An 18903-nucleotide genomic window follows, 5' to 3' on the forward strand; every position below is an offset into this window, starting at 1 on the left:
CCTGTATGCGGGGCAAAGCCGCAGGTCGGCGGGGGATTCGGGCTGATTGTCAGTGGTGGGCCTCACGATGGACACATACGGCCACAGTGCCGTCACACGACGACAGGAGGTTCGTCATGGCCAGCTCCCACGCAGCAGCCGCACCCCGGCGCCGCGCCAGCAGCCCTGCCCCCTCACTGAACGGCGCCCCCAACGACGTCCACCCCGTACTGCGCCGGGCCGGTGCGCCACCCGCCGCGCTCGACCTGCTCGCCCAGGCCCGCGGCGGCCTGGACGAGGCGGCCGTCCTCGACGCCCCCAACGAGCGGTACGCGACGGCCCATCTGGCCGCCCTGCGCACCGCGGCCGCCGTCCTCGCCGCGCGCGGCCGGCCCGAGACCAACCCGCGCCGCAGGCAGCGGATCCGCAGCGCCTGGGAAGTGCTGCCGGAGATAGCGCCCGAACTGACCGAGTGGAGCGCCCTGTTCGCCTCGGGGGCGGACCGGCGGGCCCGCGCCGAGGCCGGCATCCAGGGCGCGGCCACCATCCGGGACGCCGACGACCTGCTCCGCGATGCGGCGATGTTCCTGCGCCTGGTCGAGCGCCTCCTGGTCCTCCAGCCCGTGCTGCCCCAGCCCAGGACCCGCGAGCCGGAGGCGGAGGCGGAACGGGGGGCCGGCTGACGGCGCCCGGTCCGGCCCGGCGAGGCGGCCTGCGGCTGATCCGGAGCGGCTCGGGCGGGCAACAGGGATGACGGTTCACCGCTTCACCTCCCATTAGGGTGGACGCGTCGCAACCCCTTCCCACGCCGCGTCCGCGGCGGCACCGCGCCGAGGAGTCAACTGCCGTGTCGGACCCCATGCGCCCCCGCGCCTCCCTCCGTACCGCCGTGGTCTGGGAGGTCCTCAAGGAAGCGCTCGACCGCCGGGTCAAGGCGACCGGGCGCGAGGCCCTCGACGTGCTCGACACCGGTGGCGGCTCCGGCAACTTCGCGGTGCCGCTGGCTGCCCTCGGACACCGGGTCACCGTGGTCGACCCCAGCCCCAACGCGCTGTTCGCCCTTGAGCGCAGGGCCGCCGAGGCCGGGGTCGCCGAGCGGGTCCAGGGCGTCCAGGGCGACGTCCTCGGCCTCTTCGACGTGGTCGAGCGTGGCGGCTACGACGCGGTGCTGTGCCACGGCGTCCTGGAGTACGTCGAGGACCCGGCGGAAGGCGTGCGCAACGCGGTGGACGCGCTGCGGCCCGAAGGCGCGCTCAGCCTGCTCGCCGCGGGCCTCGGCGGCGCGGTGCTCTCCCGCGCGCTCGCCGGGCACTTCACCGAGGCGCGCCACGCGCTCTGTGACCCGGCGGGCCGCTGGGGCGCCGGCGACCCGGTCCCGCACCGGTTCACCGCCGAGCAGCTCACCGAGCTCGTCGCCGGCGCCGGAGCCACCGCCGGGTCGGTGCACGGCGTGCGGGTCTTCGCCGACCTCGTCCCCGGCGTCCTGGTGGACACCGAGCCGGGTGCCCTGGACGCGCTGCTCAAGCTGGAGGCCGCAGCCGCCGAACTGCCCGCCTTCCACGCCGTCGCCACCCAGCTGCACGTACTGGGCGAGAAGCGCGGCTGACCCCGCCCGGGCTGTCCCCGGCGGGCTGATCAGCGACGCTGTGCCGCATGGAGTACGCCACAGGCCCCCCGATCGGCGGCTTCGCCCCGTATGATCGGGGGACACCGTCCGGCATGACGGATCGGCTCATGGGGAATTGAATCTCCACAGCCGAGCCGCCGTGGCGGCCCGGCTGGCGAATTGGCGTAGAGGGCGGGTTTCACGGGGGCGATTCCCTGCCTATCCTGAAGGGGCCGCATCCGGTCGCCCCCCGCGACCGACGAGTAGGAGGACTCCGTGCCGCTCTCGGAGCACGAGCAGCGCATGCTCGAGCAGATGGAGCGAGCGCTGTACGCCGAAGATCCCAAGTTCGCGACAGCGCTTGAGGGAAGCGGGCTGCGTACGTACACCCGGCGACGGGTCTACCAGGCGGTCGCCGGCTTCCTGGTGGGTATCGCGCTCCTCATGGCAGGAATGGTCGCGCAGCAGATCTGGATCAGTGTGGTGGGGTTCCTCGTCATGCTCGGATGTGCGGTGCTCGCGGTCACCGGTTGGCGCAAGGCGCCGCGTCCCGGTGAACAGGCGCGTGCGGGTGGTTCCGCCGCGCCGCGGCAAGCCCGGCAGCGGCGCTCGATGATGGATCGGATCGAGCAGCGCTGGCAGCGGCGCCGCGACGAGGGGCGCTAGCCCCGCCCCGTTCTGACCTGTACCGAGGGGCGGTCACCTTCTTGAGGTGGCCGTCCCTTCGGCTTACCCCGGCTTCCTGGGGCTCCGCCCCAGACCCCGCTCGCTTCGCGAACCCGCTTTCGTCCGCGGACCGTGGGTGGCTGGGCGCGCAGTTCCCCGCGCCCCTGGCGGGATGCACCCTGCCAGGGTGCATCCCCAGCCCGTGCGGCGTTTGAGGCGGAGCCGCAGAGGGATGTTCAGGTGCCGGACGCGGGTTCCGGCGGGGCTTCCTTGCCGCGGCGGGGGCGTAGGCGCTCGGCCAGGGATCGCGTACGTACCGCCACCCCCGTCCTCGCCCGTTCCCAGCGCTGTGACACCGACCAGATCACCCTGACGGCTGAGCGCGGGGCGAGAATCGCTCGCAGGGACGGCCAGCGGCCCGCCGCCGCTTGCAGGCCGGCTGCCACCCGGGTCACGTCGTCCGCCAGGCCCGGGGTGGGCCGGGGCTCCGGGGCGTACAGGACCTGTTCCACCGCGCCCGCCGCCCGGTGGACGGACTCGGCCGCCGGGCCGTCGAGGCGGCCCAGGCGGACCATCCGCGCCGCTGCCTTGCGGGGAGTCTGGGAGTCGTCGGGCGGGATGCCGTAGTCCCAGGCCGTGTCGGTGATCTCCTGCCAGGCCGCGAGCGTACGGGCCACCGCGTCGGCCGGGGTGCGCCCGCCCGAGCCGAGCCGTCGGGCCCGGACCCGCCTGCGCCACAGCAGGGGCAGCAGCGGGAGGACCAGCAGCGCGGCCACCCCCAGAGCCGTACCGACCAGGGCCGAGGCCGAGGGGCCGCTGCCCGTCGGGCCCGCTACGCCCGCCGCGGCCGAGGGGCCGCAGTCGCCGAGGCGCCGTGCGGTGGGCGGGCAGGAATCCGTGGCGGAGGGCGCCGCCGAGGGCTGCGCCGAGGCGCGCCTGGACGGTTCGGCCGGGCTGCTCGGGCTGCCCGCCGGGGCCTGCTGCCGGGTGTAGTCGGGGACGGAGCCCCGCGTCGGCGTCGGCTCGAAACGGGTCCAGCCCACGCCCTCGAAGTACAGCTCGGGCCAGGCGTGCGCGTCGCGCAGGCCCACCGACATCGTGCCGTCCGGACGCGCCGCGCCGGGCGTGAAGCCGACCGCGACCCGGGCCGGGATGCCCAGCGTGCGGGCCATCGCGGCCATGGAGAAGGAGAAGTGGACGCAGAAGCCCTCCTTTTCCTTGAGGAAGTTGGCGATCGCCTCGGTGCCGCTGCCCGACTGGACATGCGTGTTGTACGTGAAGCCGCCGCTGGTGGAGAACCAGTCCTGGAGCTTGACGGCCTTCTCGTAGTTGTTCGCGGCGCCGCTGGTGACCTGCCGTGCGGTCGCGCTCACCACGGAAGGCAGCGAGTCGGGGACCCGGGTGTACTCCCTCAGGAGGTCCGCGGACGGGCGCGGGGCATCCGCCAACTGGGCCGCCGTCGGGCGCACCAGGAGGCTGGAGACCGTGTACTGCGCGCCCCGGGTCGTCTGCTTGCGGTCGCCCACCAGGGTCCGCCCGACCGGCTCGAACCGCCAGTCGCCCTTGATCTTCACCTGGGTCGCGGGGAACGGCATCGGCAGCCAGCTCTGCGCGTACCAGCCGGCTGCCGAGATGCTGGTCTGCACCTCGGTGGTGCCGACCGCCGGGCTCAGCCCGTCCGGCCTCGGCAGCGGATCCGGTACATCCTTGATGTGCCGCTCCGAGGACTTCCAGGAGGCCCCGTCGAACTCGTCGAGCGCGACGATCCGCAGGTACATCTCCTTGGTGTCCGGGGCGTTGGTGTTGTACCGCATCACCTCGCGGTCCTCGGGCTGGTTCAGGCTGTTCTGCAGCGACACCAGCGGGTTGACCGCGGAAATGGTCCCTCCGGCCCCGTCCCCGCCGCCCCCGCCGCCGGCCTCGCCGAGCAGCCCGCTGTCCAGGGCGGGCAGCATCGCCGGGATCACCAGCGCGATGCCGAGCGCGAGCACCCCGATGCGCCGCCCGGTACGGACCGGGGCCAGCGGCGCGTTGTTCTCGAACACGCTCTGCTGGGGCCTGCCGGGCGCCCGCGCGGCGCCGCCGAAGACCCGCCCCCACTGCGAGAGCCGGTCGCGGCCCTCGGCGAGCAGAAGCAGCAGATAGCCGGCGGCCGCGAGCACGAACCAGAGCCAGCTCGCGCCGCCCCCGGAGAGCCCCGCGGCCACCGAGTACAGCGCGAGCAGCGGCAGGCCCGCCGGGGCCGCGCTGCGGAACGTCACCGCGAGCGCGTCCACCGCGAGGCCGATGATCAGGACCCCGCCGACCATCATCAGCCGGATCCCCGGGGTGGCCGGCGCCGGGATCGCGTACTGCCCGACGTCAGAAGCGCCTTGCTGGAGAAGGGAGTTGAGCCGCTCGAAGGCCTCGGGGCCGGGCAGCAGCCCGCCGATCGCCTGCTGGCGCGCGAACACCAGCGTCACCACCAACAGCGCCACCACGGCCTGGGCGAGCACGGTCAGCGGCCGGGCCAGCGGCACCCGCCGGGCCAGCGCGCCGACCCCGCTCAGGATCGCGAGCAGGAACGCGGCCTGGAGGATCCAGCTCGCCGGGTCGACGAGCGGCAGCATCGAGCACGCCGCCAGCACCGTGGCCGCGTAGGCGCACAGCGCCAGCCGTCCGCGCCCGCTCATGACCATCCCCCTGCCGTGCCGGCCGCGCCGCCGGGCGCCGCTCCCGCGTTCGTACGTTCCTGGCCCGCCAGGCGCCACAGCTCGGGCAGGGCCGCGCCCGGCCGCACCGCGAGCGCCGTCCAGCCCGCCTCGCGCAGCAGCCGCAGCCGCTCCTCGACCGGGCCGCGCGCCTCGGAGCCGTGCATCCACAGACCGCTGTCGAGCACGAAGGCGACCGCCGCGCCGCTGCGCCGCCGCATCTTCGCCGCGACCGCCGCCTGCTCCTCGTCGAGGTCGCCGAAGAACCCGATGAGCAGCCCCTCGTTGCCGCCGCGCAGCACGTCGTACGCGCGCGACAGGCCGCCGCCGTCGGAGTGGTCGACGACCGCGAGGGTGTCCATCATCAGCCCGGCCGAGTCCGAGGAGACCTGGGTGGAGCCGGCGAACCCGCCCGCGCCCTCGCCGGGCACCGAACTGCCGGTGTCGGTCAACAGCCGTACGGAGAAGCCCCGTTCCAGCATGTGCACCAGGGCGGAGGCCGCGCCCGAGACCGCCCATTCGAAGGCCGAGTCGGGGCCCGCGCCCGCGTACGCGATGTCCCGGGTGTCGAGCAGCACCGTGCAGCGGGCCCGCTGCGGCTGCTCCTCGCGGCGCACCATCAGCTCGCCGTAGCGGGCGGTGGAGCGCCAGTGCACCCGGCGCAGGTCGTCGCCGTGCCGGTATTCGCGCGGAATGACGTCGTCCTCACCGGCGAGCGCGAGCGAGCGGTGCCGCCCGTCGCCGTACCCGGCGGCCTCGCCCGACAGCCGCACCGGCGGCAGCGGCTCGGTCCGGGGGATGACGGTCAGCGTGTCGTACGCGCTGAAGGCGCGGGTCAGCTCGCACATCCCGAAGGGGTCGGTGAGCCGCAGCTGCAACGGGCCGAGGGGATAGCGCCCGCGCAGGTCGGAGCGCACCCGGTAGGACACCTCGCGCTTGCCGCCCGCCTCGACCCGGTCCAGTACGAAGCGGGGGCGCGGGCCGAGCACGTACGGCACCCGGTCCTGGAGCATGAGCAGGCCGGTGGGCAGCCGCGAGACGTTGTCGATCCGCAGCTGGACCCGGGCCTCGGCGCCGGCCGGGACCCGGCCGGGGGCGAGCCCCCGGCTGCCCGCGACGCGGTAGCGGGTGCGGTAGAGCACGACTGTGCAGACCAGCGGCAGCACGGCGAGCAGCAGCCCGACCCGCAGCAGGTCCTCCTGGCCGAGCACGAAGGCGCAGATCGCGGCGGCGATGCCGGCCGCGAGGAAGGAGCGGCCGCGGGTGGTCAGGCCGGCGAAGGCGGCCCACAGCCCGCCCTTGGCCTGTTCCTCGGCGGGCTCGGCGGGGAGCCCCCCGGCCGCCATCACAGCCGCCGGGCGCCGGGCGGCTGCTGGCCGTACAGCGGATTCCCGGCCTGCGGAACGGGCGTGTGCTGGAGGATCTCCAGGACGACCTGCTCGGCGGTGCGCCGGTTGAGCTGGGCCTGTGCGGTGGGCAGCAGCCGGTGTGCGAGGACGGCGACGGCCAGGGCCTGCACGTCGTCGGGGAGCGCGTACTCCCGGCCACTGAGGGCGGCGGACGCCTTCGCGGCGCGCAGCAGATGGAGCGTGGCGCGCGGCGAGGCGCCGAGTCTGAGATCCGGGTGGTTGCGGGTCGCGCCGACCAGCTGCACCGCGTACCGCCGCACCGAGTCCGCCACGTGCACCTTGCGGACCGCGTCGATCAGCTTGGCGATGTCGTGGGCGTGCGCCACCGGCTGGAGGTCGTCGAGCGGGGAAACCGCGCCGTGCACGTCGAGCATCTGGAGCTCGGCCTCGGGCGTCGGGTACCCCATCGAGACGCGGACCATGAACCGGTCGCGCTGGGCCTCGGGCAGCGGGTAGGTGCCCTCCATCTCGACCGGGTTCTGGGTGGCCACGACCATGAAGGGGCTGGGCAGTTCGTAGGTCTGCCCGTCGATGGTGACCTGCCGCTCCTCCATGGACTCCAGGAGCGCGGACTGCGTCTTGGGCGAGGCGCGGTTGATCTCGTCGCCGATCACGATCTGGGCGAAGATCGCGCCGGGCTTGAACTCGAAGTCCCGCCGCTGCTGGTCGTAGATCGACACACCCGTGATGTCCGAGGGCAGCAGGTCGGGCGTGAACTGGATGCGCCGGACCGAGCAGTCGATGGACCTGGCCAGCGTCTTGGCCAGCATGGTCTTGCCCACACCGGGCACGTCCTCGATCAGGAGGTGCCCCTCCGCGAGCAGTACGGTCAGCGAGAGCCGTACGACCTCGGGCTTGCCCTCGATCACACTCTCCACCGACCTGCGGACTCGCTCCGCTGTGGCGGTCAGATCTGTGAGGCTCGCTCGATCGTCATAGGTCGTCACCCGGCCCTCCTCGGCCCTTTCATACGGGCCGATGCACTGCGAACGGCCCGGCCCACCCCGGAATACGGACAGCGCGGCCGAACGGTTCGGACCGGTGTCACTTCCGCATTCTTGTTGTCGTTGCCGCGTCGTGTCACTCGCCTGTGGACAACTGCGGGGGATTGATTGTGAGTTGTCCCCCTATTTCCGTTCCTGTGATCCTCAGTCGGCCGGATTGTCGGCCGGATCGATTTCCCGCAGCAGACCCGTCGTCACGTCGAAGACGAAGCCGCGCACGTCCTCGGTGTGCGGCAGGAACGGCGAGGTCCGCACCCGCTGCATGGACTGGCGTACGTCCTGGTCGACGTCCCGGAACGACTCGACGGCCCAGGCCGGCCGCTGCCCGACCTCGTCCTCCAGCTCGTGCCGGAAGTCCTCGGTGAGCGCTTCGAGGCCGCAGCCGGTGTGGTGTACCAGCATGACGCTCGTCGTGCCGAGCGCCCGCTGGCTGATGGTGAGGGAGCGGATCACGTCATCGGTGACCACGCCGCCCGCGTTGCGGATGGTGTGGCAGTCGCCGAGTTCGAGACCGAGCGCCGCGTGCAGGTCGAGCCGGGCATCCATGCAGGCCACGACGGCGACGTGGAGGACGGGACGGGCATCCATGCCGGGGTCGCCGAACGCGGCGGCGTACCGGCGGTTCGCCTCGACGAGCCGGTCGGTCACCGTCCCCCCGCTCTGGACGGTGAGGCGCGGGCGGCGGGCAGGAGGCTCTGCGGGTATGTGCGCAGGAGTCGACATGTATATGACGGTAGCCGCCACTGATCGTCCGGTCGCGTCATGGGGGCGGAAAAAGACCGTCAACTCGGGCGTCTGTGAGCTAACCCACAGGCTCAGCGGCGACTAACCCGAACGAGTGAAAAAAGTGCCCGGCGGCGCGCTGAAGGGTTGATTGACCCAAAGAACGAGTGGACTAAAGTGGCGCGAAGTGGGAGCCGTGACACACGGTCTCCCCCTTTACGGAATCCCAAGCTTCCGGGAAGCACTCTTTCCCGGACCTACGTTTACCCGCGTGCGCGGCGCACGTACGGCTCGGCCTCCTCCCGTCCTCCGGTCGGCTGACGCCCCTTCCCCGGCGCCAGCCGTTCGTACCCCCACCTCGGGGGAGCGGGGATCCGGCACGTATGCGCGACGCTGCGCCGGATCCTTGAGAGGGCGGCTTTGAGCCAGCGACACGTCCCGGTGATGCTCCAGCGATGCTTGGACATGTTGGCCCCGGCCCTGACCCAGCCGGGTGCGGTCGTCGTCGACTGCACCCTCGGCCTCGGCGGCCACAGCGAGGCACTCCTGACCCAGTTCCCCGAGGCGCGCCTGATCGCCCTCGACCGGGACAAGGAGGCGCTGCGCCTGTCCGGCGAGCGCCTGGCCCCCTTCGGAGCGCGCGCCACCTTGGTGCACGCCGTCTACGACGAGCTGCCCGAGGTGCTCGAACGTCTCGGCACCCCCCGCGTCCAGGGCGTCCTGTTCGACCTCGGCGTCTCCTCGATGCAGCTCGACGAGGCCGACCGCGGCTTCGCCTACGCCCAGGACGCGCCCCTGGACATGCGCATGGACCAGTCGACCGGCATGAGCGCCGCCGAGGTGCTCAACACCTACCCGGCCGGCGAACTCGTACGGATCCTGCGGGCGTACGGCGAGGAGAAGCAGGCCAAGCGGATCGTCTCGGCGATCGTCCGCGAGCGCGAGAAGGAGCCGTTCAGCAACAGCGCCCGGCTCGTCGAGCTGATCCGCGACTCGCTGCCGCAGGCCGCCAAGCGCACCGGCGGCAACCCCTCCAAGCGCACCTTCCAGGCGCTGCGCATCGAGGTGAACGGCGAACTCGCCAGCGTCGAGCGGGCGATCCCCGCGGCCGTCGAGGCCATCGCGGTGGGCGGCCGGGTCGCGGTGCTCTCCTACCAGTCGCTCGAAGACCGCATCGTCAAGCAGGTGTTCGCCGCGGGTGCCGCCAACACCGCGCCGCCAGGGCTTCCGGTGGTGCCCGAGCGTTACCAGCCGCGGCTCAAGCTCCTCACCCGCGGTGCCGAACTCCCCACGGAGGAGGAGGTCGCCGAGAACCGGCGTGCGGCCCCCGCCCGGCTCCGGGGGGTCCAGCGGATCAGGGAGGACGTGTGAGCAAACCGGCCAGGCAGCTGCGCGGCACAGCCGCGCGGCTCGGCAGGCTGATGCCTTCGCAGGGGGCCAACAGTGCCGCCCGCACCCCGTTCGTGCTCCTGGTCGTCACGCTCCTGGGAGGCGGGCTCATCGTCCTCCTGGTGCTGAACTCGGCGCTGAACGCGGGCTCGTTCAAGCTCAGCGAGTACCGCAGACAGACCACCGAACGCACCGACGAACAGCAGGCGCTGCAACGGGACGTGGACGACCTGTCCGCCCCCGACGCGCTGTCCCGCCGGGCCGCCGACCTCGGCATGATCCCCGGCGGCAACCCCGTCTTCCTGGGCCCCGACGGCACCGTCAAGGGCGCCCTCGCCAACGCGGGCGACCCCTCTCCGGCCGAAGCCGCCGAGCCCGCGCCGCTGCCCGTGGCGCAGAACCCCGACTCCGCACGGCCCAAGCACCACACCCCGGCCCCCCGGACCCGGCAGCCCGCGAAGACCTTCCCGACCACGGCCCCCGGCAGGTGACGCAGTGAGCCCCAAGGAACCCCCGCGCCGCCGGGTCCCCCCGCCCGCGCGCTCCCGCCCGCCGGCCCGCCGCCCGGCGGCCAAGAAGCTCAAGCTCGGCAGCCACCGGCCCCGCCTCCGCCTGGTCAGCCTCGGACTCACCCTGGTCATGCTGGCCTTCGTCGTACGCCTCCTCCAGGTGCAGGCCATCGATGCCAGCGCCTACGCGGCCAAGGCCGACAAGAACCGGTACGCCAGCTACGCGCTGCCCGCCGAGCGCGGCCGGATCACCGACCGGGCCGGAATCGCGCTCGCCACCAGCGTCGACGCGTACGACATCACCGCCGACCCCACGCTGTTCACCCCCGAGGCCACCAAGGTCCCCGACGCCGCCGCGCAGGCGGCCGCGCTGCTCGCGCCTCTGATCGGCAAGGGCCGGGCGGAGCTCACCAAGAAGCTCAAGACGCCCAAGACCCGCTATGTGGTGCTCGCCCGCCGGCAGACCCCGCAGGTCTGGAACCAGATCAAGGACCTGAAGAAGGTCTTCGGCGAGAAGGCGTCCGCCGACCGCGCCAAGGGCGGCCCCGGCACCAATGTGCTGGCCGGCGTCCTCAACGAGTCCAGCACCAAGCGCGTGTACCCCAACGGCGACCTCGCCGCCGGGATACTGGGTTACGTCAATGCCGAGGGCAAGGGCGGCGGCGGCCTGGAGGCGTCCCTGAACAAGGACCTGGCCGGCACCGACGGCAAGATCACCTACGCCCAGTCCGGCGGCCGCCGGGTGCCGACCGCCGGCACCCACGAGACCCCGGCCGTGCCGGGCTCCGACGTCGAGCTGACCATCGACCGGGACATCCAGTGGATGGCGCAGAAGGCGATCTCCGACCAGGTCGCCACGTCCGGCGCCGACCGGGGCTACGTCATAGTGCAACGGTCCGACACCGGCGAGGTCCTGGCCATGGCGAACGCGCCCGGCTTCGACCCGAACGACCTCGCCCAGGCCAACTCGGCCGCCATGGGCAACGCCGCGCTCCAGGACGCCTTCGAACCCGGCTCCACCGCCAAGGTCATGTCCATGGCGGCGGTCCTGGAGCAGGGCGTCGCGACGCCCGAGACCCATGTGGTGGTGCCCAACCGGCTCCAGCGCGGCGACCGCCTCTTCAAGGACGACATCGACCACCCGACCTGGAACCTGACGCTCAACGGCGTGCTCGCCAAGTCCAGCAACATCGGCACCATCCTCGCCGTGGAACAGCTGGGCAAGACCGACGCCCAGGCCGACAACGTCCTGTACTCCTACCTGCGCAAGTTCGGCATCGGCTCGCCCAGCGGGCTCAACTTCCCCGGGGAGACCCCGGGCATCCTCGCCCCCGCGAGCAAGTGGTCGACCTCGCAGCAGTACACGGTCCGGTTCGGCCAGGGCCTCTCGCTCAACGCGATGCAGGCCGCCTCGGTGTACTCGACCATCGCCAACGGCGGCGTACGCGTGGAGCCGACCCTGGTGCGCGGCACCAAGGGCCCGGACGGGCGGTTCACCCCCGCTCCCGCGCCCCAGCAGTCCCGGGTGATCAGCGAGAAGACCGCCAAGACGCTGGCCCAGATGCTGGAGTCGGTCGTCGGCGACGCCGAGGGCACCGGAACCAAGGCCGCCATCCCCGGCTACCGGGTCGCGGGCAAGACCGGCACCGCCAACCGCATCGACCCCAAGACCGGCACGTACCGGGGCTACACCGCGTCCTTCGCCGGCTTCGCCCCCGCCGACAACCCCAAGATCACCGTCTACTGCGCCATCCAGAACCCCACCAAGGGCAGCTACTTCGGCGGCCAGATCTGCGGCCCCATCTACAAGCAGGTCATGGAGTTCGCGCTCAAGACCCTCCAGATCCCGCCGACCGGAGCCCAGCCTCCCAACCTGCCCGTCACCTTCGGCGGCAACGACTGAATCCGGAAGCCTCAGTGACAACCATCACCCAGGGTCCTGGGAACCAGGACGGGACCCAGGACGCCGTGCCCCCCTCTTTTGGCGACCCGGCGGGTGCGCCCGGTACGCTCACCGCCGTGCCACACGCTGATCAGTACCGAACCGCCCAGCAGGACGCCCCCGCGAAACAGCCGGGAGCGCCCCGACCGGAACAGGCCCGTCCGACCCCGCTCGGCGAGCTGGCCGAGCGACTGGGGACGAGCAACCCCGGATCGGGAGAGGTCACCGGCATCACGCACGACTCCCGGGCGGTACGCCCCGGAGACCTGTACGCCGCTCTGCCGGGCGCCAACGCGCACGGCGCCGACTTCGCCGCGCAGGCCGCGAGCCTGGGGGCCGTCGCGATCCTCACCGACCCGGCGGGCCGCGACCGCGCCGCGGCGACCGGCCTGCCGGTCCTGATCGCGGGGGACCCGCGCGGCCGGATGGGCGAGCTCGCCGCCGAGATCTACGGACACCCCGGGCGCGAGCTCCTCCAACTCGGCATCACCGGAACCTCCGGCAAGACCACGACCGCCTACCTCGTCGAGGGCGGCCTGCGCGGCGCCGGGCACGCGACCGGCCTGATCGGCACGGTCGAGATGCGGATCGGCGACGAGCGCATCAAGTCGGAGCGCACCACCCCCGAGGCCACCGACCTCCAGGCGCTGTTCGCGGTCATGCGCGAGCGCGGCGTCGACTCGGTCGCCATGGAGGTCTCCAGCCACGCCCTCGTGCTCGGCCGGGTCGACGGCTGCGTCTTCGACGTCGCCGTCTTCAACAACCTCAGCCCGGAGCACATGGAGTTCCACTCCGGCATGGAGGACTACTTCCAGGCCAAGGCCCAGCTGTTCACACCGCAGCGGGCCAGGCGCGGCGTCGTCAACTTCGACGACGAGTACGGCCGGCGCCTCGTGACGGAGGCGGGGATCGAGATCACCTCCTTCTCCGCCGAGGGCCACCCCGACGCCGACTGGCGGGCCGAGGACGTCCAGGTGCGCCAGGACAGCAGCACCTTCACCGTGGTCGGCCCCAAGGGCGAGCGGATCTCGGCCACCGCCCCGCTGCCGGGCCCGTTCAACGTGGCGAACACCCTCGCCGCCATCGTGACGCTGGCCGTCGCCGGCCTCGACCCGCAGACAGCCGCCGACGGAGTGGCCGCCGTACCCGGCGTGCCCGGCCGCCTGGAGCGCGTGGACGCGGGCCAGCCCTACCTCGCCGTCGTCGACTACGCCCACAAGACGGACGCCGTCGAGTCGGTGCTGCGCTCGCTGCGCAAGGTCACCGAGGGCAAGCTGCACATCGTGCTCGGCTGCGGCGGCGACCGCGACCGGACCAAGCGCGCCCCGATGGGAGCCGCCGCCGCCCGGCTCGCCGACACCGCCGTACTGACCTCCGACAACCCCCGCTCCGAGGACCCCCTCGCGATCCTCGCCGCGATGCTGGCGGGCGCCGCCGAGGTGCCCGAGCACGAGCGCGGCGAGGTCCAGGTCTTCGAGGACCGGGCCGCCGCCATCGCGTCGGCCGTCGCCCGCGCCGAACCCGGCGACACCGTGCTGGTCGCGGGCAAGGGCCATGAACAGGGCCAGGACATCCACGGAGTGGTCCGCCCCTTCGACGACCGACTGGTGCTCCGCGCCGCCATCCAGAAAAGTCAGGGATGAAGTAGTGATCGCCCTCTCCCTCGCCGAGATCGCCGAAATCGTCGGCGGGCAGCCGCACGACATACCGGATCCGTCCGTCACGGTCACCGGCCCCGTCGTCATCGACTCCCGCCAGGTGGCGGCCGGTTCGCTCTTCGTGGCCCTCGCCGGCGAGCGCGTCGACGGCCACGACTACGCGCAGCGCGCCTTCGAAGCGGGCTGCGCGGCGGTCCTGGCGGCCCGCCCGGTCGGCGTGCCCGCGATCGTCGTCGACGACGTACAGGCCGCCCTCGGCGCCCTCGCCCGCGACGTCGTACGCCGCCTCGGCACCGAAGTCGTCGCCCTCACCGGCTCGTCCGGCAAGACGTCCACCAAGGACCTGATCGCGCAGGTGCTCCAGCGCCACGCGCCGACGGTCTTCACGCCGGGCTCCCTCAACAACGAGATCGGCCTGCCGCTGACCGCGCTCACCGCCTCCGCGGACACCAGACACCTGGTCCTGGAGATGGGCGCGCGCGGCATCGGCCACATCCGCTACCTCACCGGCCTGACCCCGCCCAGGATCGGTCTCGTCCTCAACGTCGGGACCGCCCACATCGGCGAGTTCGGCGGCCGGGACCAGATCGCCCTGGCCAAGGGCGAGTTGGTCGAGGTCCTGCCCGAGGACGGCTGCGCCGTCCTCAACGCGGACGACCCCCTGGTACGGGCCATGGCGTCCCGCACGAAGGCGCGCGTGCTGCTCTTCGGCGAGGCCCAGGACGCGGACGTACGGGCCGAGAATGTCCGGCTCACAGCGGCCGGACAGCCCTCCTTCAGCCTTCACACACCCTCCGGGTGCAGCGATGTGACGTTGCGCCTGTACGGTGAGCACCACGTGTCGAACGCGCTCGCCGCGGCCGCCGTCGCCCATGAGCTGGGCATGTCCGCAGACGAGATCGCCCGCGCGCTCTCCGAGGCGGGCACCCTCTCCCGCTGGCGTATGGAGGTCACCGAGCGTCCGGACGGTGTGACGGTCGTCAACGACGCCTACAACGCGAACCCCGAATCCATGCGAGCCGCTCTTCGCGCGCTCGCGGCCATGGGAAACGGGCGCCGCACGTGGGCGGTGCTCGGTCCGATGGCCGAGCTCGGCGACGACTCGCTCGCCGAGCACGACGCGGTCGGACGGCTCGCCGTCCGGCTCAACGTCAGCAAGCTCGTGGCAGTCGGGGGCCGGGAAGCGTCCTGGCTGCAACTGGGCGCATATAACGAGGGTTCGTGGGGTGAGGAGTCGGTGCACGTGTCCGACGCACAGGCGGCCGTCGACCTGCTGCGCAGTGAACTGCGGCCGGGAGACGTCGTGCTGGTGAAGGCATCCAGGTCGATCGGCCTGGAGCGGGTGGCACTGGCGCTGCTCGACAACGCCGTCGAGGGTGAGGTCGCCGCCCGATGAGGCAGATCCTCTTCGCGGGAGCCATCGGTCTGTTCCTGACCCTGGTCGGCACCCCGCTGCTCATCAAGCTGCTCGCCCGCAAGGGCTACGGCCAGTTCATCCGTGACGACGGCCCGCGCGGCCACGCCGGGAAGAAGGGCACACCCACCATGGGTGGCATCGCCTTCATCCTGGCCACGCTGATCGCGTACGCGCTGACCAAGGTGATCACCAGCGAGGACCCGACGTTCTCGGGCCTGCTGGTGCTCTTCCTGACCGCCGGCATGGGCATGGTCGGCTTCCTCGACGACTACATCAAGATCGTCAAGCAGCGTTCGCTGGGCCTGCGGGCCAAGGCCAAGATGGCCGGGCAGCTGATCGTCGGCATCGCCTTCGCGGTGCTCGCCCTCCAGTTCGCGGACGCCCGGGGCAACACCCCGGCCTCCACCAGGCTGTCGTTCATCAACGACTTCGGCTGGTCGATCGGCCCCGTGATCTTCGTGGTCTGGGCGCTGTTCATGATCCTCGCGATGTCGAACGGCGTGAACCTGACGGACGGTCTGGACGGCCTGGCCACCGGCGCCTCCGTGATGGTCTTCGGCGCGTACACCTTCATCGGCCTGTGGCAGTTCCAGGAGTCCTGCGCCAACGCGCAGACCCTGACCAACCCCAACGCCTGCTTCGAGGTGCGAGATCCGCTCGACCTCGCCGTCGTCGCCTCGGCCCTGATGGGCTCCTGCTTCGGCTTCCTGTGGTGGAACACCTCACCCGCCAAGATCTTCATGGGCGACACGGGTTCGCTCGCGCTCGGCGGCGCGCTCGCCGGCCTCGCGATCTGCTCCCGTACGGAGTTCCTGATCGCCCTGCTCGGCGGCCTGTTCGTACTGATCACGATGTCCGTGGTCATCCAGGTCGGCTCGTTCAAGATGACCGGCAAGCGGGTCTTCAGGATGGCGCCGCTCCAGCACCACTTCGAACTCAAGGGGTGGTCCGAAGTCCTTGTCGTGGTCCGGTTCTGGATCATCCAGGGCATGTGCGTCATCGTGGGTCTCGGACTCTTCTACGCGGGATGGGCAGCCGACAAGTGAGCACCACCTGGCAGGGCAGGCGCGTGACGGTGGCCGGTCTCGGCGTCTCCGGGATGCCGGTGGCCCGGGTCCTGAACGGGCTCGGCGCCGCCGTCACGGTCGTCAACGAGGGCGCCGACGAGCGCTCCCGCACGCAGGCCGCGGAGTTGGAGGCGCAGGGCATCACCGTGCGCCTCGGCGACGGGGCCACCCTGCCCGAGGGCACCGAGCTCATCGTCACCACGCCCGGCTGGCGGCCCGACAAGCCGCTGTTCGCGGCCGCCGCCGAGGCGGGCGTGCCGGTCTGGGGCGATGTGGAACTGGCCTGGCGGCTGCGTGACCTGGACGGCCGCACGCCGGCCCCCTGGCTCGCGATCACCGGCACCAACGGCAAGACCACCACCACCCAGATGCTGGCCTCCATCCTGCGCGCGGCGGGCCTGCGCACCGCCGCCGTCGGCAACATCGGCGTCTCGCTGCTCGACGTGGTCCTCGGCGAGGAGCAGTACGACGTGCTCGCCGTCGAGCTCTCCAGCTACCAGCTGCACTGGGCGCCCTCGCTGCGCGCCCACTCGGCCGCCGTCCTCAACCTGGCGCCGGACCACCTCGACTGGCACGGCTCCATGGAGGCCTACGCCGCCGACAAGGGCCGCATCTACGAGGGCAACACCATCGCCTGCGTCTACAACGCGCAGGACAAGGTGACCGAGGACCTGGTGCGCGAGGCCGACGTGGAGGAGGGCTGCCGGGCGATCGGCTTCACCCTCGCCACACCCGGGCCCTCCCAGCTCGGCGTGGTGGACGGCATCCTCGTCGACCGGGCCTTCGTGCAGAACCGGCAGAAGAACGCGCAGGAGCTCGCCGAGGTCTCCGACGTCTTCCCGCCGGCCCCGCACAACATCGCCAACGCCCTCGCGGCGGCCGCCCTGGCGCGCGCCTTCGGCGTCGAGCCCAAGGCCGTACGCGACGGCCTGAAGGCCTTCCGCCCCGACGCGCACCGCATCGAGCACATCGCGGACATCGCGTCGGTGGCGTACATCGACGACTCCAAGGCCACCAACACCCATGCCGCCGAGGCCTCCTTGGCGGCGTACGACCCGATCGTCTGGATCGCCGGGGGGCTGGCCAAGGGCGCCTCCTTCGACGAGCTCGTCCAGCGCTCGGCCAAGCGGCTGCGCGGGGTCGTCCTCATGGGTGCCGAGCGCCACCTGATCGCCGAAGCCCTGGCGCGACACGCGCCCGAGGTCCCGGTGGTGGACCTCGACCGGACCGACACTGGGGCGATGTCGGAGGCGGTCCGCGAGGCGGCCGGGCTCGCCCGGCCGGGGGACACCGTCCTGTTGGCCCCGGCCTGCGCCTCGATGGACATGTTCGCGAACTACAACAAGCGCGGCGAGGCCTTCGCGGAAGCGGTCCGCGAACTCGCCGCAGGGCACGCCTAGCCGGACCACCCGTTCCACGGACCGGCGGCGCCGGGCACGACTGGAGGGGACAGCACACATGGCGGCCGATGTTCTAGGGGGCTCCGGGGACACCCCGCGCGGGGTGTCCGCACTCGCCGGTCTTCTCCTGCGCAGCCGCACCGCGGGCCCCGTGCGCGGCCCGTCCGTACGCGGCGGCCCCGCCGGCGCACCCCGGCGGCCCGGAGCGCGTGGCCCCGGCCGCCTGATCGACCGGTTCAGGAGGGCCTGGGACCGCCCTCTGACGGCGTACTACCTGATCCTCGGCAGCGCCCTGCTCATCACCGTGCTCGGCCTCGTGATGGTCTACTCCGCCTCGATGATCAAGGCCCTCGAACTGTCGCTGCCGGGCTCGTACTTCTTCCGCAAGCAGTTCCTCGCGGCCCTCATCGGCGGCGGCCTCATGATCGTCGCGTCCCGCATGCCCGCCAAGCTCCACCGGGCGCTGGCCTACCCGATACTGGCCGGCACGGTCTTCCTGCTGATCCTGGTGCAGATCCCCGGGATAGGGAAATCCGTCAACGGCAACCAGAACTGGATCTACCTCGGCGGCCCCTTCCAGCTCCAGCCCAGCGAGTTCGCCAAGCTGGCGCTGCTCCTGTGGGGCGCCGACCTGCTCGCCCGCAAGCAGGACAAGCGGCTCCTGGCCGAGTGGAAGCACATGCTGGTGCCGCTCGTGCCGGTCGCCCTCCTGCTGCTCGGGCTCATCATGCTCGGCGGCGACATGGGCACGACGATCGTCCTGACCGCGATCCTGTTCGGCCTGCTCTGGCTGGCCGGCGCCCCCACCCGGCTCTTCTCGGGCGTGCTCGCCGTCGCGGGCGTCCTTGCCGCCCTCTTCATCAAGATCAGCCCGCATCGGATGGGCCGGCTCAACTGCATCGGCGCCACCGACCCGGGCCCGCAGGACCAGTGCTGGCAGGCGGTGCACGGAATCTACGCGCTCGCCTCCGGCGGATGGTTCGGATCCGGCCTGGGCGCAAGTGTGGAGAAATGGGGTCAACTCCCCGAGCCCCACACGGACTTCATCTTCGCCGTCACCGGCGAGGAACTGGGTCTGGCGGGGACGCTGTCGGTCGTCGCCCTCTTCGCGGCTCTAGGCTATGCGGGTATCCGCGTGGCCGGACGCACGGAGGACCCCTTCGTGAGGTACGCCGCGGGAGGTGTGACCACCTGGATCGTGGCCCAGGCCGTGATCAACATCGGTGCGGTGCTCGGCCTGTTGCCGATCGCCGGTGTCCCGCTCCCGCTGTTCTCCTACGGAGGGTCCGCGTTGCTGCCGACCATGTTCGCCGTGGGGCTCCTGATCGCGTTCGCGCGGGACGACCCCGCGGCGCGGGCGGCGCTGGCCATGCGGCAGCCTCGGGTGAGTTGGAAGTCGATGAGACGGCGCGTCAAGAAGCGTCCGTCCGGAGAGCGGTGAATT

General features: G+C 72.2%; 15 protein-coding genes. 11 read left to right on the forward strand and 4 right to left on the reverse strand.

Annotation, left to right across the window (positions count from 1 at the left end; genetic code table 11):
- The first annotated feature begins 116 nt into the window (after positions 1 to 116).
- From ACSHXC_RS28460 to ACSHXC_RS28470, 3 genes are all read left to right on the forward strand, one after another.
- Complete coding sequence (locus tag ACSHXC_RS28460) at positions 117 to 662, forward strand: SAV_6107 family HEPN domain-containing protein (RefSeq protein ID WP_438294308.1); 546 nt, start codon at positions 117 to 119, stop codon at positions 660 to 662.
- A 164-nt stretch (positions 663 to 826) separates the two neighbouring features.
- A complete protein-coding gene (locus tag ACSHXC_RS28465) occupies positions 827 to 1585 on the forward strand; it encodes a methyltransferase (protein ID WP_438294309.1) in 759 nt (252 codons plus the stop codon).
- A 276-nt stretch (positions 1586 to 1861) separates the two neighbouring features.
- Positions 1862 to 2251, forward strand: coding sequence for a DUF3040 domain-containing protein (locus ACSHXC_RS28470; RefSeq protein WP_053727764.1), 390 nt, complete (start codon positions 1862 to 1864; stop codon positions 2249 to 2251).
- A gap of 236 nt (positions 2252 to 2487) precedes the next feature.
- Here the strand turns inward: ACSHXC_RS28470 and ACSHXC_RS28475 are convergent, their stop codons facing one another.
- The 4 genes from ACSHXC_RS28475 to ACSHXC_RS28490 form a co-directional block, all read right to left on the reverse strand.
- Positions 2488 to 4923, reverse strand: a complete 2436-nt coding sequence (locus tag ACSHXC_RS28475; protein WP_438294310.1) for a transglutaminaseTgpA domain-containing protein — start codon at positions 4921 to 4923, stop codon at positions 2488 to 2490.
- A complete protein-coding gene (locus tag ACSHXC_RS28480; RefSeq protein ID WP_438294311.1) occupies positions 4920 to 6287 on the reverse strand; it encodes a DUF58 domain-containing protein in 1368 nt (455 codons plus the stop codon). Before ACSHXC_RS28480 ends, ACSHXC_RS28475 begins: the two co-directional genes overlap by 4 nt.
- Positions 6287 to 7297: an AAA family ATPase gene (locus ACSHXC_RS28485; protein WP_344372106.1), complete on the reverse strand. Its 1011-nt coding sequence runs from the start codon at positions 7295 to 7297 to the stop codon at positions 6287 to 6289. Before ACSHXC_RS28485 ends, ACSHXC_RS28480 begins: the two co-directional genes overlap by 1 nt.
- A 201-nt stretch (positions 7298 to 7498) precedes the next feature.
- Positions 7499 to 8077, reverse strand: coding sequence for a beta-class carbonic anhydrase (locus ACSHXC_RS28490; RefSeq protein WP_438294312.1), 579 nt, complete (start codon positions 8075 to 8077; stop codon positions 7499 to 7501).
- Between the two features lie 420 nt (positions 8078 to 8497).
- Between ACSHXC_RS28490 and rsmH the strand changes: the two genes are divergently transcribed.
- From rsmH to ftsW, 8 genes are read left to right on the forward strand one after another with little or no spacing between them, the layout of a single operon-like run.
- Entirely contained in the window at positions 8498 to 9448 is a 951-nt protein-coding gene (rsmH, locus tag ACSHXC_RS28495; protein ID WP_438294313.1) for a 16S rRNA (cytosine(1402)-N(4))-methyltransferase RsmH, read from the forward strand.
- A complete protein-coding gene (locus ACSHXC_RS28500; protein WP_438294314.1) occupies positions 9445 to 9957 on the forward strand; it encodes a hypothetical protein in 513 nt (170 codons plus the stop codon). The genes rsmH and ACSHXC_RS28500 overlap by 4 nt, the downstream gene beginning before the upstream one ends.
- A 4-nt stretch (positions 9958 to 9961) precedes the next feature.
- Positions 9962 to 11878, forward strand: a complete 1917-nt coding sequence (locus ACSHXC_RS28505) for a peptidoglycan D,D-transpeptidase FtsI family protein (RefSeq protein ID WP_438294315.1) — start codon at positions 9962 to 9964, stop codon at positions 11876 to 11878.
- Positions 11879 to 11892: 14 nt separating this feature from the next.
- Positions 11893 to 13560, forward strand: coding sequence for a UDP-N-acetylmuramoyl-L-alanyl-D-glutamate--2,6-diaminopimelate ligase (locus tag ACSHXC_RS28510; protein ID WP_438294316.1), 1668 nt, complete (start codon positions 11893 to 11895; stop codon positions 13558 to 13560).
- Positions 13561 to 13564: 4 nt separating this feature from the next.
- Entirely contained in the window at positions 13565 to 14971 is a 1407-nt protein-coding gene (locus ACSHXC_RS28515) for a UDP-N-acetylmuramoyl-tripeptide--D-alanyl-D-alanine ligase (RefSeq protein WP_438294317.1), read from the forward strand.
- Complete coding sequence (mraY, locus tag ACSHXC_RS28520) at positions 14968 to 16038, forward strand: phospho-N-acetylmuramoyl-pentapeptide-transferase (RefSeq protein ID WP_053727773.1); 1071 nt, start codon at positions 14968 to 14970, stop codon at positions 16036 to 16038. Before ACSHXC_RS28515 ends, mraY begins: the two co-directional genes overlap by 4 nt.
- Complete coding sequence (murD, locus tag ACSHXC_RS28525; protein ID WP_438294318.1) at positions 16020 to 17459, forward strand: UDP-N-acetylmuramoyl-L-alanine--D-glutamate ligase; 1440 nt, start codon at positions 16020 to 16022, stop codon at positions 17457 to 17459. Before mraY ends, murD begins: the two co-directional genes overlap by 19 nt.
- A 58-nt stretch (positions 17460 to 17517) precedes the next feature.
- Positions 17518 to 18900, forward strand: a complete 1383-nt coding sequence (gene ftsW / locus ACSHXC_RS28530) for a putative lipid II flippase FtsW (RefSeq protein WP_438294319.1) — start codon at positions 17518 to 17520, stop codon at positions 18898 to 18900.
- Positions 18901 to 18903: the final 3 nt, after the last annotated feature.

Origin of the sequence: Streptomyces sp. HUAS TT7 (assembly GCF_051550175.1) — a bacterium.
Taxonomy (GTDB): Bacteria; Actinomycetota; Actinomycetes; order Streptomycetales; family Streptomycetaceae; genus Streptomyces.